The 14,677-nt window shown below is 71.9% G+C and carries 9 protein-coding genes and 1 pseudogene; 5 read left to right on the top strand and 5 right to left on the bottom strand.

The window, feature by feature from the left end; genetic code table 11:
* Positions 1-54: 54 nt before the first annotated feature.
* Entirely contained in the window at positions 55-942 is an 888-nt protein-coding gene (locus ACWZJV_RS24835; protein ID WP_307785638.1) for a class I SAM-dependent methyltransferase, read from the top strand.
* 95 nt (positions 943-1,037) lie between these two features.
* Here ACWZJV_RS24835 and ACWZJV_RS24830 read toward each other — a convergent pair whose 3' ends face one another.
* Positions 1,038-2,000: a porin PorA family protein gene (locus ACWZJV_RS24830; protein ID WP_457179222.1), complete on the bottom strand. Its 963-nt coding sequence runs from the start codon at positions 1,998-2,000 to the stop codon at positions 1,038-1,040.
* Between the two features lie 110 nt (positions 2,001-2,110).
* Between ACWZJV_RS24830 and ACWZJV_RS24825 the strand changes: the two genes are divergently transcribed.
* Both ACWZJV_RS24825 and ACWZJV_RS24820 read left to right on the top strand, forming a co-directional pair.
* Positions 2,111-4,033 carry a hypothetical protein gene (locus ACWZJV_RS24825; protein ID WP_457179221.1) on the top strand — a complete coding sequence of 641 codons (1,923 nt, stop codon included), beginning with the start codon at positions 2,111-2,113 and terminating at the stop codon, positions 4,031-4,033.
* Positions 4,033-5,028: pseudogene (locus tag ACWZJV_RS24820) on the top strand (acyltransferase family protein); the annotation flags it as partial. The gene ACWZJV_RS24825 and the pseudogene ACWZJV_RS24820, both read left to right, overlap by 1 nt.
* Positions 5,029-5,084: 56 nt before the next feature.
* Here the strand turns inward: ACWZJV_RS24820 and ACWZJV_RS24815 are convergent.
* On the bottom strand, positions 5,085-9,323 hold the full coding sequence (locus ACWZJV_RS24815) for an alpha-(1->3)-arabinofuranosyltransferase domain-containing protein (RefSeq protein WP_457179220.1): 4,239 nt from the start codon (positions 9,321-9,323) through the stop codon (positions 5,085-5,087).
* Positions 9,290-10,075 (bottom strand): class I SAM-dependent methyltransferase, encoded by a 786-nt coding sequence (locus ACWZJV_RS24810; protein ID WP_457179219.1) that lies wholly within the window; start codon positions 10,073-10,075, stop codon positions 9,290-9,292. Before ACWZJV_RS24810 ends, ACWZJV_RS24815 begins: the two co-directional genes overlap by 34 nt.
* Before the next feature lie 135 nt (positions 10,076-10,210).
* On the opposite strand from ACWZJV_RS24810, the gene ACWZJV_RS24805 reads away from it, so the two are divergent.
* Positions 10,211-11,368 carry a glycosyltransferase family 4 protein gene (locus tag ACWZJV_RS24805; protein WP_457179218.1) on the top strand — a complete coding sequence of 386 codons (1,158 nt, stop codon included), beginning with the start codon at positions 10,211-10,213 and terminating at the stop codon, positions 11,366-11,368.
* Between the two features lie 69 nt (positions 11,369-11,437).
* Here ACWZJV_RS24805 and ACWZJV_RS24800 read toward each other — a convergent pair whose 3' ends face one another.
* A complete protein-coding gene (locus tag ACWZJV_RS24800) occupies positions 11,438-11,593 on the bottom strand; it encodes a hypothetical protein (protein ID WP_196874652.1) in 156 nt (51 codons plus the stop codon).
* A gap of 20 nt (positions 11,594-11,613) precedes the next feature.
* The gene (locus ACWZJV_RS24795) at positions 11,614-13,290 is read right to left on the bottom strand and encodes a hypothetical protein (protein WP_457179217.1); all 1,677 of its coding nucleotides are present in this window, start codon (positions 13,288-13,290) and stop codon (positions 11,614-11,616) included.
* 130 nt (positions 13,291-13,420) lie between these two features.
* On the opposite strand from ACWZJV_RS24795, the gene ACWZJV_RS24790 reads away from it, so the two are divergent.
* Complete coding sequence (locus tag ACWZJV_RS24790; RefSeq protein ID WP_457181985.1) at positions 13,421-14,665, top strand: lipopolysaccharide biosynthesis protein; 1,245 nt, start codon at positions 13,421-13,423, stop codon at positions 14,663-14,665.
* Positions 14,666-14,677: the final 12 nt, after the last annotated feature.

The following is a 14,677-nucleotide window of genomic DNA, read 5'->3' as shown; positions in this document are numbered from 1 at the left end:
GTCACAGGCCCCGTCCAACTGTCGGCGTCACCCCGCGGGGCCTACGCTGTAGAGGTGGACCAAGCCATCAGCCCGGTCGTCCGACCGGAGGCGCCCATCGATCCCTTCGGCGCGATCGAAACCATCGAGACGACCGGCCCGATCGTCAGAGCCGAGCGGCGTACGGTCGGTGAGGCCGAGTCACGCCGCGCCAACGGCCCCGACTGGGACCGCTACGCCGACGAGTACCAGGCGACCCACGGACCGTTCCTCGGCGAGGCCGGGTTCGTCTGGGGACCCGAGGGACTGACCGAGGCCGATCTCGGCATCCTCGGCGACGTCGGCGGCAAGGACGTGCTCGAGCTCGGCTCCGGCGCCTGTCAGTGCTCCCGATGGGTGAACACCCAGGGCGGGCGCGCGATCGGACTGGACCTGTCGGGCCGCCAGCTCCAGCACTCGCGGCGCCTCGACGAGCAGACCGGCGTCGTCGTGCCGGCGGTGCAGGCCACCGCGACCGACCTGCCCTTCGCCGACGACTCCTTCGACATCGTCTTCTGCTCCTTCGGAGCGCTGCAGTTCGTCAGCGACATCGCCCACGCGATCGCCGAGACCACCCGTGTGCTGCGGCCCGGCGGCCGCTTCGCCTTCTCGATCACCCATCCGACGCGGTGGATGTTCCCCGACGACCCCGGCCCCGAGGGCCTCATCGCCGCCCAGTCCTACTGGGACCGCACCCCCTACGTCGAGGTCGACGACGAGACCGGCGAGGTGTCGTACGTCGAGCACCACCGCACCCTCGGTGACTGGGTCTCGCTCCTGGCCGGTGCCGGGTTCCGGATCACCGACCTGGTCGAGCCGGAGTGGCCCGAGGACCACGAGCGGATCTGGGGCGGCTGGTCGCGGACCCGGGGACTGCTGACCCCGGGCACCGCGATCTTCGGTGCTGATCTGGCGAGCAGCTAGGCAGAGGCGAGCGCGCCCGACGGGAAAACCGTTCGCGGGCTCGAAGGCCGTCGGCCTTCGAGCCCGCGAACGTCGGTTCCGGTGTGCGGTGGGCCTCAGGCATCCACCAGCGTGCGGTCGTCCGTGGCGGCGTGGGAGCCGCCGTTGGGCTTACGACCGCGCAGCGTCAGCCACAGGCCGATCAGCAGGAGGATCAGGCCGACGACGACGCCGCCGACGGGGATCCAGGTGCCGATCAGGTTGAGCTGGGCGATGTTGTCCTTGGCGTCCTCGGCGTTGTTGGACACCGTCTCCTCGGAGTAGCTCAGGTCGGCGTCGATCAGCACCATGCCGCTGCTGGTGACCATCTTCTGGGTCGCGCTCTGGTCGATGTAGGAGCCGGTGGTCGGCTCGACGTAGATCGTCTGGGTGGCCTCGTAGGAGCCGCGGACGTCGTCGTCGGTGTCCGGCTCGCCGTCCTCGCCCTTGGACAGGATCTCGTCGTCGGAGGAGGCGGAGACCTCGAACTGGTAGGTCTTCACACCCTTGATCTCGACATCGTCGACGTAGGTGGCGATGACGGTCGTGCCGAGCGTGTCGTCCCAGTAGTTGTAGTCGTGACGCTGGGTGTCGAACGGGAACTTGCCGGCCAGGCCGGTCATGCCGTCGACGGCACGGTCCTCACCGACGTACTTGGCCTGGTCCTCGACGACCTCGGAGGTCTTGCGGTCCATGGCGTAGGCGCGCTCGGTCGTGATGACGACGCGGTCGTCGTCCTCGGCGCGGGCGCACGGAGGCGTGTCACCCTCCTGGACCATGATGCAGCCGGCCTCGACGAACACGACGACGTCGTCGGTCGACTCCTTCGGGGCCGCCTCGGTGGTCCGGGTGTACTTCACCTCAACTGGGGAATCCGACTTGGCCAGCGCGCCGCTGGCGGTGCCGTCCAGAACGGTCGTCGTGTTCACGTTGAGCGGCACGGTCGCCGCGGCGTCCCTGCCCCAGAAGCCGGCTACCGCGGCGGCGACCAGCGCGAACGCGCCGACCAGCAAGAAGACGTACCCAATCACTTTTCGCATGTTTCTGCCCCTCCCAAGGCCTCAGGTCCCCCCTCGATCCGCGAACCGTAGCAGCAATACCCGGATAGGTGTGCAACGGGTCACAAACTGCTGTGCGACACTTCCTGTTCGTGTCCTCCCCCAACCCCACGACCACCGCTGCCGGGCACACCGGCGGGCCTGCTGACGCGCCCGCTGCCGACGGCGTGCTGGCGACTCCCCGACAGGTCGTCACGGCCGCGCTCGTCCTGATCGTGGCCCAGCTCGCCTTCCGCGCCTGGGCACTGAGCGGCTCGTGGTACCGCTTCGACGACGCCAACTTCATGTCGAAGCTGATGTCGGACGGGCTCTCGGCCGACCTTCTCTTCCGCGGCTTCGCCGGTCACCTGATGCCGGGCGCGTTCGCGCTGACGGCCTGGAACTTCAGCCTCGATCCGTACGCCTGGGTCTATCCGGCCGTCGAGCTGCTGGTGCTGCAGGCGGTCGCCAGCCTCGGCGCGCTGGTGTTCCTCTGCTCGGCGTTCGGTCCGCGACGCGGAATCCTGCCGCCGCTGGCCCTGTTCCTGTTCTCCTCGATCAGCCTGCCGGCGTTCCTGTCCTGGGGTCCTGGCATCACCCAGCTGCCGTTCCTCGCCGCGATCTTCTGGGGGTCGTGGGCACACCTCAACTACCTGCGTACCCGGCGGTTCCGCTGGGCCCTGCTGACCATCCTCATCACGCTGGCCGCGATCGCGTTCGGCGAGAAGGCGATGCTGCTGTTCTGGCCGTACGCGGTGCTGGCGCTGGGCTGGTTCGCCACCGGTGACATCCTGACCCGGCTGCGCACGATCCTGACCCGCTACCTGCCCGGCGTGCTGCTCTACGGGGTCGTCTCGATCGGCTCCGTCATCGCCTATCTCGCCCTCGGCGCCGGGTCGTCGAAGGCCTCGGGCAGCTCGGACGCCGACGGGTTCGCGCTGGTCGCGCAGCGGTTCCTGTTCGAGTCGTGGGCGCCGGGCGTGGTCGGCGGGCCGCTGCGCTGGACGTGGCTGGAGGGCAACTCGGCGGGTTGGGCCGAGCCCGGGGCGGTGGTCTCGGTGCTCGCCGTCGGTGTGCTGGCACTGCTGACCTACGAGCTCGCCCGCACCCGCTCGATGGCGCTGCGGGCCTGGTGGCTCGTGGGCGGCATCCTCGTCATCGACATCGCGCTGATCACCGCCATCCGGGCCGGCGGGGTCGGGGCCGACATCGCGCTCGCCTACCGCTACCTCACCGACACGATCGCGGTCACCGCGATGGCGCTCGCGCTGGCCACGCTGCCGCTGCGCGGGGCCGTGGAGACACTCACCCCGACGCGTACGTCGCCGTTCCTGGACGTGCCCCGGCGGGTGGCAGTGGCCACCGCGGTCGTCGCGGCACTGGGGCTCTTCTCGTCCTACTCCTACGCCCAGGGCTGGCACGACGACGACAACACCCGGCGCTACATCGACACCGTCCGCGCCGACCTGGCCGAGGTCGACGAGCCGCTGCCGATGGCCGACGGGCCGGTGCCCGAATGGATGGTCTGGGGCGCGTCGTACCCCTACAACCAGGTGAGCCGGGTGCTCCGACCGCTCTCGGACAAGATGGCGTTCCCCCGGGCCAGCACCGACAATCTCTACCTGGTCGACAAGGACGGCCACATCCGGCCGGCGCTGGTCGAGCCCGAGCGACGCTCGGTCGGCGCCGTCGACCCGACGCCCAGCCTGGACCAGTGCCCGCTCCGGGTGCGGCAGACGCCGCTCCAGGTGGGCCTCGACGGTGGCGTCGACGGCGCCGGGTGGTGGGTCCGGGTCGCCTACGTGGCTGCCGACAAGGACGCGGGCCGGATGCGGGTGACCGCCGGCGACCACTCCTACGACGTCGAGGTCGAGCCCGGCTTCCGCAGCCTCTACCTGCGTACCGGCGAGGGACGCTTCGACAGCATCGGCTTCCAGAGCCTGACGCCGGGATCGAAGCCGTGCCTGGGTGGCATCGAGGTCGGCGAGGTGGTTCCGTTCGGCGACCCGATCTCGGGCTCCGAGGAGGATGACTGATGGACCGCCGGTTCCTCACCCTCGACGCGCTCCGCGCGGTCGGCGCGCTGATGGTCGTGCTCACCCACGTCGGGTTCCACACCGGCCGCTATCCGCGGGGCTGGACCGGGGCGATGCTCGCCCACTTCGACCTCGGCGTGGCGCTCTTCTTCGTGGTCTCCGGGTTCCTGCTGGCCAGGCCGTGGTTCGCGGCCAGCGCCGCCGGAACTCCCCCGCCGAGCACGGGCCGCTACCTGTGGAAGCGAGCGCTCCGGATCCTGCCGCTCTACTGGCTGGTGGTGATCGTCTGCCTGCTCGCCGCACCGGCCAACTCCGACGTCGGCGTCGGCGGCTGGATCGCCAACCTGACCCTCACCCAGATCTACACCCAGGACTCCCACGCCTACGGCCTGGCGCACATGTGGAGCCTGTGCACCGAGGTCGCCTTCTACCTGGCGCTGCCGCTGGTGGTGCGGCTGCTGACGCCGCGCGACCGCCTGGACGTACGCCGCGTGCTGGTCGTCTCGCTCCTGCTCGCGGTCGGCGGCGTGGTGTTCGCGGCCGGCGCCCGGAGCTGGTTCGACCAGCCGTTCGCGGCCGAGTGGCTGCCGGCCTACCTGCCGTGGTTCCTGGCCGGCACCGCGCTCGCGGCGTGCTCGGTCGACCCGGGCATGCGGGCGCGGTTGGACCGCGCGGCCCGCGACCTCGCCGGCTGGTGGCTGCTCGCCCTGGGGCTCTTCGTGGCCGCCTGCACGCCGATCACCGGCCCGACCGGGCTCGTGGACGCCCCCACGCCGGCCGAGTCGGCGCTCAAGTGTGTGCTCTACGGCGCGGTGGCGGTCTGCGTGATCTTCCCGCTGGTCTTCGGACCCGAGCTCGAAGGCACCGTACGCCGCTGGCTGGCCGGTCCGGTGCCCAGCGCACTGGGCGAGATCTCCTACGGCATCTTCTCGATCCACATGTTCGTGCTGCTCATGGGCATGGAGCTGCTCGGCTTCGGCACCTTCAACGACCGCTTCTGGACGGTCCTGGGGATGACGCTCGTCATCACCATCCCGGTCGCCGCCCTCTCCTACCTCTTCTTCGAGCGCAGGGTGATGCGGCTGCGCAGCTGGCGCCCCTCGGCGTTGAGGCCCTCGCGCAAGCCGGAGCCGGAACCCGAGCGTGGCCCCGCGGAGGCGGAGGCCGCCACGAGCACGACCGCGGCCAGCGAGAGCGCCTGAGCCGTCCAGGCGGGCGGGTCCCACGGCAGGTCCCAGGCGGTCGGGAGGATCTCGACGGCGAGGGCGCCGGCGAGCAGTGCGGCCCCGGAGCCGACGGCCAGGAGACGTACGACCGCCGGACGGCGGCCGGTCACCCGGGGCAGCAGCCAGGCCACCACGGCGGCCAGCGCACCCCACCAGCCGGCGAGAAGACCGGCCACGAGGATCAGCAGCCCGCCGTCGTACCACCGCCACGGCGCAGCCACCGGGAACAGCTCGAGGCTGGGCGGGGTGCCGCGGCGGCGCCATGAGGTCACCAGCGCAAGAGCCAGGACCAGCGCCGCGCCGCCCGCACCGGCGAGCAGCCCGGCACGGTAGGTGCCCTCGGGGGCGAAGCCGAAACGTACCTCTCCCGATGCTCCGGCGGGCACGATCCAGCCCTGCTGCCAGCCGTCGACCCGCTGGGCGCGCAGGGCCTTGCCGTCCAGGGTCGCGGTCGCTCCGGTGTTGATGTTCTGCGGGAGTACGAGGACCCGGTCGTAGGTCTCCGCCGAGACGGTCGCGGAGACCGCGGCGTCGCGCTCGTCCCGCTCCACCTCGACCGCGGTCGGCGGCTCGGCAGCCGCGATCACCTCGGCGCTGAGCTCGAGGCTGTCGAACCGAAGCGCGCCACCTGCCGAAGCGGAGCCCGAGGCGATCGGGGCCGGGTCGGCGAGGAGCGTGTTCTCGCCTGCGACCAGCGCGAGCGGTGTCGTGCCGCAGACCTTCAGGGACGCCTCACCGCCGCGCAGCAGGTCGGAGAGCGACCCGTCGACCGACGTACGCAGCAGCCGGTCGCCGACGCGGATGTGGGGCCCGTCGGCGCAGCCCGCCCGTAACCGCCCGTCGCCGAGCGCACGACCGTTGACCTGCAGCTCGGAGATGCCGGCCGGCAGCTCGGTGGCGTCGGCCAGGCTCGAGGGCTGGTCGTAGGCCGGGTCGGTCTCGGTGATCCGGATCCGAAGCCGGTCGGTGCGCCAGCCCTTGGGCACGGCGACGTCGCCGTCCTCGCCGACCTCGCGGGTGACGTTGCGCTTGGGGCGGCGCAGGTCGGTGATCTCGACCTCGGTGGGGATGCTGACCGGGGCGGCCTCGTTGACGACGAGCCGCAGCGACCGGATCCGCTGCCGTTCGGGCAGGCGGAGAGTCACCGCGGCCGGGCCGGTCGACGGAGCGCGCCAGGAGGTGCCGTCGTCGCCGTCGATCATCGCGAGCGCCGACTGGGCGATGTCGCCACTGCTCGGGGCGGTGATGTCGACACGGGTGAGGGCCGCGGCGGCCTCGGCGTAGGCGTGATCGCGGCGCAGCGACACCGTGCCGCTGACGTGGAAGGACTGGTCGCGGGTCAGGGTGACCAGCCGGTCGAGGTTGTCGCCGTCGTCTCCGGTGTCGGCCAGGAACGGCTCGCAGTAGAGCACACCTTCCTGGTCGATGCAGCCGCTGCGGTCGGTGTCGCGGCCGAGCCGGATCTTGCGGATCGTGGTGTCGTCGGGGGGCGTGGGCAGCGCGACCAGGCGCTGTGCGTCGACGCCCTCGATGTCGAGCTCGCTGATCCCCCAGGGCCCGTAGGCGGTGGCGCCGCGGGCGGTGATGGTGAGGTTGCGCGCGCTGAACCCGGTCAGGTCGTACGTCGCCTCCGCCCCCGGCTGCGGGGCGTAGACCTTGCGCATCTGGGCGCCGGCGACGAGCTCGAGCCGCTCGACCCCGACGACGTTGTCGGGCAGCCTGATGGTGACCCTGCCGAGGTCGGTCTCGTCCTCGAAGCGCACCCGGAGCCAGGCGCCCTCGGGGCTGTGTCCCCAGCCGGTCTCGGTGCGCCATGCGGTGTCGGGGTCACCGTCGAGGGCGGCCGAGGGTGCCCGGCCCCGGTCGACCGGGAGATCGCTCGGGGTCGCTGCGGAGCTGGAGGCCTCGACGGCCTCGACACCGCGCCAGACCATGGTGCTCTGCCACCGCTCCTGGTCCTCCAGGTAGCGGTGGAAGTTCTCGGGCTGGTCGGAGTCGACGCCCTCCTCGGCGGTGCGGGTCGAGGAGGAGTTGGCGCGGACCCCGGAGAAGATGGTCGTACGCCGCCGCTGCCCGTCGGTGAGGATGACGTCGGGCTTCTCCCCTGCCATGTCGTCGGCCGACCGGGTGTCGTCGGCGGTCAGCACCGCCTGGGCGCCGCTGGCGGGCTCGCCGGGGTCGCCCATCACGGTCGTCCGAGCGGGGATCAGGGTGGCTCCGGCCGACGCGTCGTCGACCCGGTAGATCTCGATCGGGGGGTACTCCCCCGCCAGTCCTCCGTCGACGAGCACCCGGGTGCCGTTCTCGCGGTGGTAGGTGGTGTTGCCGAAGTCGGAGCCGAACCTCGCCTCCCGGGTCAGGCCGGGCGACTGGTCCAGGGTGGCGTGCACCAGCGAGGGCGGCGGGGCTCCGGTGGTGCCCCAGTGCAGATCGTTGCGCACCAGCAGGCGGGTGACGCCGGCCTTGGCCAGCATCGGCGCGAGATCCGCGCTCGCGGTGCCGCGCTCGAGCTCCTCGGTGACCCGGTCGAGCCAGACGACGTTGCCGGGCTCGGCCAGGGGCACCACGCCGCGTACGGCCCAGCGGGAGTCGGCGTAGGGCTGCAGCACCTCGTCGTGGGTGCTGCCCCACAGGTAGTCGCCGAACCGGGCCGCCGGGAGCACCAGGGTGACGCCGCCGTCGTCGGTCTCGGTGAGGTGGTCGGCCGCGTCGGTCCAGAAGCCCGGCACGTTCTCGATCGACCCCGGCGGCGGCACCTGGCCACGCACCCAGGGGACGGCCAGGCCGGCCAGCGAGGCGGCCACGGCGATGACGAACACGGTCCGCAGCCACTGCGCGGCCCTGGTGCTCGTCCCCGAGGCGCGCGCCAGGCCGGCACGGAAGAGGATGGTCTCGACGGCGAGCACGACCCCGGCCGCGAGCCCGAGGCGGAGCACGGCGTCGTACTTGTGGCTGTTGCGGACCGCGGCCAGGGCACCGTCGACGAGGTCCTGACGGGCCTCGGCTCCCCAGCCGGCCAGCGCGCCGGTGTAGCCGATCCCGACCAGGACGACGCCGGCCAGCACGCAGCCGATGAGGAACCGGCTCTCCGGGTGGCGGCGGCCACGGCCCACGCCGGCGAGCCCCGCCAGCCCGATCGCGACGACGGCGGCGGCGTCGAGGACGAGGTAGGGCGTGGCGTGCAGGCTCTGCCCGGCCGGGTAGTAGATCGGGTCGGCGTAGGCGACCCAGTCGGAGGTGCCGAGCAGCGTCGGCAGCAGTCCGGTGGTCGAGGCGGTCACCGCCGCGGTCTCGATGTAGTCGAGGAACGGCGGGATGTAGCGGCCCTGGAGTACCAGGGGGATCGTCCACCACAGGGTGGCGAGGACGGTGAACACGCCCCACAGGACGAGGGCGGCGAACCGCCGCAGGCCGGTGCGGGTCAGCAGGAAGATCACCCCGGGGACCAGCACCGCCGAGACCGCGGTCGCGTTGACCCCGCCCGCGCACGCGACCGCGAGAGCGGCCAGCGCGCACCAGCGCAGCAGGTCCTTGGTGGTGGTGGTCCCGCTGGCCCGGATGACCGCGAGCAGCACCCAGGGCGCCACCGCGGTCGGCCAGAGCTCGACCGAGTTGGCACCGAGGATGGTCATCACGCGTGGCGTCAGGACGTACGCCGCGGCACCCGCGACCTGCGCCCACGGCCGCCCCAGCTGCAACTCCCTTGCCACGGCCAGGACACCGAGGAACGCCAGGTTGAGCAGCAGCGCCCACCACAGCCGCTGGATCACCCACTCCGGCAGGTGGGCCAGCTGACCGAGACCGTAGAACGGACCCATCGGCCACACGTAGCCGATCGCCTGGTTCTGCACCTGGCCGAAGGCGCCCTGGGCGTCCCACATGTGCAGCGCCCGGGCCAGGAAGGCCCACGGGTCGGCGCTGAGGTCGAACTTGGTGTCCGCGACGATCCGGCCCGGGGCCTGGGTGAACGTGATCGCGGTCAGGATCGCGACGTACGCCGAGATCCTCAGGGGGGAGGTGGCCGAAGGGGTCACGTCTTGCGCAGCACGAGCAGGAGGTTCCACGAGAGCACCTCCCTCACCACCGGGACCCGCATCAGCCACGCCGCCCACGCCGGGTGGTAGCGCGGAACCGCAGCCAGGATCTCGGCGTTGCCCGCCTTGCGCTGGGCGCGCGCCCAGCACAGCCCGGCGGCGGCGGTCGCCGCGTACATCGACTCGCCGAACTTGTTCTTGGGCTCGTGGCCGTGCTTGCGCTGGTAGCGGCGGCGCGCGTAGCGGCCGCCGAGCAGGTGCCACGGGCTGGTCTCGTGGCCGCCCCAGGGGCCCCACCACAGCGTGTAGGAGCAGAAGACGACGCCGCCGGGCTTGGTGACCCGGAGCATCTCGTCGAGCATCGCGGTCGGGGTCGGGACGTGCTCGAGCACGTTGGAGGAGTAGCAGGCGTCGACCGAGCCGGTGCGGACCGGCAGCCGCATCCCGTCGCCGAGCATGCTGCCCTCCGCCACGATCCCGGCACCCTGCATCTCGCCGGCGTCGGCGTCCAGCGCCAGGTAGGTCGCGCCGGCCTTCATGAAGGCGTCGCGGAAGTAGCCCGGGCCGCCGCCGACGTCGAGCAGGACGGTGCCTTCAATGGTCTCACCGTCGGTGTAGTGCGCGAGCTGGCCGACCGAGTCGGCCGCCAGTGCGGTGTAGAAGCGTGCCGGGTCGGTCTGCTCCACGCGGAAGTCGCTGAAGAGACGCACGGAGCGCCGCAGGGTCGCCTTCCAGCCGGTGCCGGCCGGGGCGTCGCGCTGGGGGTCCAGAAGGTTCGGCACGGCGGGAACCCTAACCGATTACCCCAGAGGGTGTGCATTTGGTCACGAAATGTCCTACTCTCCAGTAACTGCGTGACCCCTGGGGAGGGAGCACTCAGCAGCGGGGAACTGCGAGATCCAGGGGAGCACTGTATTTTGCGCGCCAACGAGGGAGCGCAGCTGAACGGCGGCCATGTCGCTGTGTTCAGCTGGCGCGATTCTGACAACCCGGAAGCCGGTGGGGCCGAGCTCTACCTCCACCAGATCACCGCCGGCCTGGTCGGTGCCGGAGCGCGGGTGACCGTGTTCACCGCGGCCTATCCGGGCGCTCGTGCCCGTGAGGAGCGCGACGGTGTCCGCTACGTACGCCGCGGCGGCAAGCTCAGCATCTATCTGTGGGGTGTGCTGCTGCTGGCGCTGGGCCGGCTGGGCCCGATCGGACGCGTCGACGCGGTCATCGACGTGCAGAACGGGCTGCCGTTCTTCACGCCGCTCGGCACCCGGGCGCCCGTCGCGGTGCTCGTCCACCACGTGCACCGCGAGCAGTGGCCGGTGGTCTACCCGGGGCTGTCCGGGCGGGTCGGCTGGTGGATCGAGTCGTGGCTGGCGCCGCGGCTCTACCGCCGCAAGCAGTACGTCGCGGTCTCCCGCGCCACCCGCGCGGAGCTGGCCACGCTCGGCGTCGACCCCGCCCGGGTCGCGGTCGTGCACAACGGCGCCGCGCCCGCGCTGAGCGACCAGCCGGCCAAGACCGAGCACCCCTCCGTCTGCGTCGTCGGACGGCTGGTGCCGCACAAGCGGGTCGAGCTCGCGGTCGACGCGGTCGTCGCGCTGCGGGAGACCTACCCGGACCTGCGACTCAGCATCGTGGGCGGCGGCTGGTGGGCCGACGAGCTGGCTGCGTACGTCTCCCGGGTGGGGGCCGGGGACTTCGTCGAGATGCTGGGACATGTCGACGAGGGGACCAAGGAGGCGGTCTACGAGCGCTCCTGGCTGATGGCGCTGCCGTCGCTGAAGGAGGGCTGGGGTCTGGTCGTCACCGAGGCCGCCCAGCACGGCACCCCGACGGTCGCATTCCGCGACGCCGGCGGGACGACGGAGTCGATCGACGACGGCGAGTCGGGGGTGCTGGTCGACGACCAGGCCGGGTTCGTGGCCGCGCTCGACCACCTGCTCGGTGACGAGATCCGTCGCAAGGAGCTGGCCGAGGGTGCCCGCTGGCACGCGCGCAAGCACACCTGGGAGCAGAGCCAGCTCAACTTCAACGCCGTGCTCGCCTCGGCCCTGCAGGGGCGCGTGGTCGGCGCGGACTGACGTCTCTCCGTCATCGAGACGGCGAAGGGGCCCGGCGGAAACCGCCGGGCCCCTTCTGCTTCGTCGTGCTCAGTCGTTGGTGCCGTACTGAACCGTCGACTCAGAGACGCTCGGAGGATTCTCGACGGTGTTGTCCGTGTTGCTGGTGACGACTCCGACGATGGTCGCTGCGGCGACTCCGCCGCCCACAAGAATGCTGGCGACGATGGCAATGATGTTGCCCATGGATATGTGACCTCCCTCTCCTAGCCGCGAACCTTAGCAGCCGGCCGGCGACCCATACTGATCAGTAGCAAAACTGTTGATGTTGCGGCGGCGAGCCAGGCCAGGCCGTACGCCGCCCACGCTCCTGCCATCGCCGGGCCGACCTTCGTCTCGGGCATCCGGTGTTCGCGTTCGGGCAGCCGCTGGACGAGCAGGCCACCGCCCTCGTAGACCGTCTCGCCGGCGATCTGTGGCGCATCGCCCGCGGACCGGTCGGTGACGACGTACCCGATCCCCAGCTGGCGCAGGGTGGTGACCTGTCCCGCGGCGTCGGTCCCGGTGAGCGCGTCGGCGACCTCATCCGCCCGCCGGTCCTCCCCTCGGATCACCCGGCTGCCGATGACCAGGTCGCCGTTCACGATGCTCGCCCGGGTCAGCATCCGCGGCAGCGGGTCGAGCACCGGCCGGCCGTCGTTCCACGACGGCGCGCGGTAGGCGGACCAGGGCAGGACGAGTACGTCGCCCGGAGCCGTCTCCTCGGCGAGCGCCGCGCGCGCCTGGTTCCATTCGCGTGGGTAGTCGGCGGTCCCGATGCCACCCGCCAGGCCCCAGGCAGCGTCGGGAAGGACTGCCACCGGGACGAGCACGACGACCACGGCCGCCGCCCATCTCGGGGCTGATCCGCGCAGCCTCTCCCCCAGCGCCTCCACCCCGGCGGCCACCGTGAGGATCAGCAGCGGCAGGCACAGCGTGAGCAGACGGCTGCTGTCGCGGAGGAGCGCGAGACCGGGGACGTCTCGAGCGAGGGCGTCGAGCGCCTGCGGCGCCGCCCAGCCGGCGACGGCGATCGCCAGACCCGCGGCCCACAGTGCCAGGATCGCGACCCGCCGGCTCTCGGATCTCCACCACCGACGACCTCCCACCGCGACCAGCGCGACCAGGAGCACCAGCGCCACCCAGGCGAGCCAGCCGTCCCGGCTCGCCGGGACGACCGAGGTGTTCCAGATCCCGCCGAGCGACAACGCGGCCAGCGGAGCGGGCAGGGCGTCGCCACGCAGCGCGAAGACGTCGAACCCGGTGGCCGACGCCGCCTGGGACGTGTGGGTCAGGCCGGCGACGATCCAGGGCGCGTTCACCGCCGCCACCGCGGCCAGCAGCAGCGCCGGGCGCCGGCCGCGGCGCAGGCCGGTGGCGAGGAGGACCGCACCCGAGACGATGCCGGCGCTCGCGCTCAGGCTTCCGGCGAGGAGGACGGGCAGCATCCACACCGGGCCCGGACTCCCCGCGGCCCACCGGCGGCCGGCGACCACGAGCCAGGGCACCGCGGCATAGGCCAGCAGCATCGGCCAGTGACCCATCCACAGGCGCTCGGCGACGTACGGACTCCATACGGTCAGGCTCACCACCGCCAGCCGCGCCACGAGCGAGCGGTCGCGCACCAGCTCCGCGGCGCCCGCTCCGGCCAGCACCAGCGCCCCCAGCAGGACGATCTTCTGCAGCACGAGACCCGGAACGACCTCGTCCAGCACCGCGACCACCGCGTCCGAGGGCACCGCCCGCGGCAGCGCCGACCCGAGGCCGAGTACGTCGCGGGTCAGCGCGAGGTCGGGCACCCACACCATGTCGTAGCTGAGCACGAACCCCGGCCCCAGCGTCGGCCCCAGCATCAGCACCGCGAGCACGCCCGCCCACAAGGTCGGCACCACCCGCTCGCTCACGCCGCCACCCTAAGCCGAGACGTCACTTCTGCAGGCCGAGACGTCAGTTGTGGCGAACGAGTTCCGGTCCTGGGCGGATGCCGGTGCCGGCATGTGACCTGCCGCACCCTAGGCTTTCCAAGTGCCCACGATGACCGCCAGCCCGACCAGCGCCCGCCGGCGCCGGCTGTCTGCGCTCATCCGCAGCAGCGGCTTCCTCGCGGTCTGCATCATGGTCACCAACGTCGCGACCTACGGCTTCCAGATCATCGCCGCCCGGATCCTCGGCCCCGGACAGTACGGTGGCGTCGCCTCGATGATGTCGCTGCTCCTCGTCGCCGGCGTCGTCCAGCTCGGCATGCAGGCGACGGCTTCGCGGCGGGTGACCGAGACCCCCGGCCAGGAGCGCGCCATCGAGCGGACGGTGCTGCGAGCGACCTACCGGGCGGCCGTCGTCGTCGGTGCGGTCATGCTCATCGCCTCACCGCTGGTGTGGCAGATGCTGCGTCTGGACTCGATCTACCCGGCGCTGCTGGTCGCGGTGTGCGCCGTGCCGCTGACGATCATGGGCGGCCAGGCCGGGGTGCTGCAGGGCGAGCGCCGCTGGCTCGGCCTGGCGATGATCTACCTGGCGCTCGGCATCCCCCGGGTCGTGGTCGCCACCGCCGCGATGTGGATCCGTCCGACCGAGGGCGCCGCGATGGCCGGTGTCGCGCTGGCCCAGTTCGCGCCGGCGATCGTCGGCTGGTGGGTGCTGCGGCGGCGTACGTCCTCCGTGGAGGCGAAGCCCGGTCCGATCAAGCCCGTCGTGGTGGAGATGCTGCACGGGTCGTTCGCGCTGCTCGGCTTCTTCGCGCTCTCCAACGTCGACATCCTGATCGCGCGCAACGTGCTCTCCGACCACGTCTCCGGCCTGTACGCAGGTGGCCTGATCCTCACCAAGGCCGTGCTGTTCCTGCCCCAGTTCGTGGTGATCATCGCCTTCCCGTCGATGTCGGCCGAGGCGAGCCGCCGCTCCGCGTTGCTCAAGTCCCTGGCGCTGGTCGCCGGTCTCGGCGCGTGCGCGACCGCCGGCTCCTGGCTGCTGTCCTGGCTGGCGATGATCTTCATCGGCGGCCCCGACTACGCCGAGATCGAGGGGCTCCTCTGGGTCTTCGCGATCCTCGGCACGGTGCTGTCCGTCCTCCAGCTGCTCGTCTACTCCGTGCTGGCCCGGCGCAGCCGGCTCTCGGCGTACCTCCTGTGGATCGCGGTCGCCGCCGTCCTCGGCCTCGGCGCCGTCCAGTCCACCGCGGAGGGCCTGGTCTGGGCGGTCCTCAGCATCGACGCCACCCTCGCCGCCGTGCTGCTGGCGGCCACCTTCTGGCGGCTCAGCCAGACGCCTCACCGCGACTGATCTGCGATTTCA

The organism is Nocardioides sp. WG-D5, assembly GCF_054031175.1.
The sequence above is the reverse complement of the archived record's forward strand: the minus strand, read 5'-3'. Positions and strand labels throughout refer to the sequence as shown.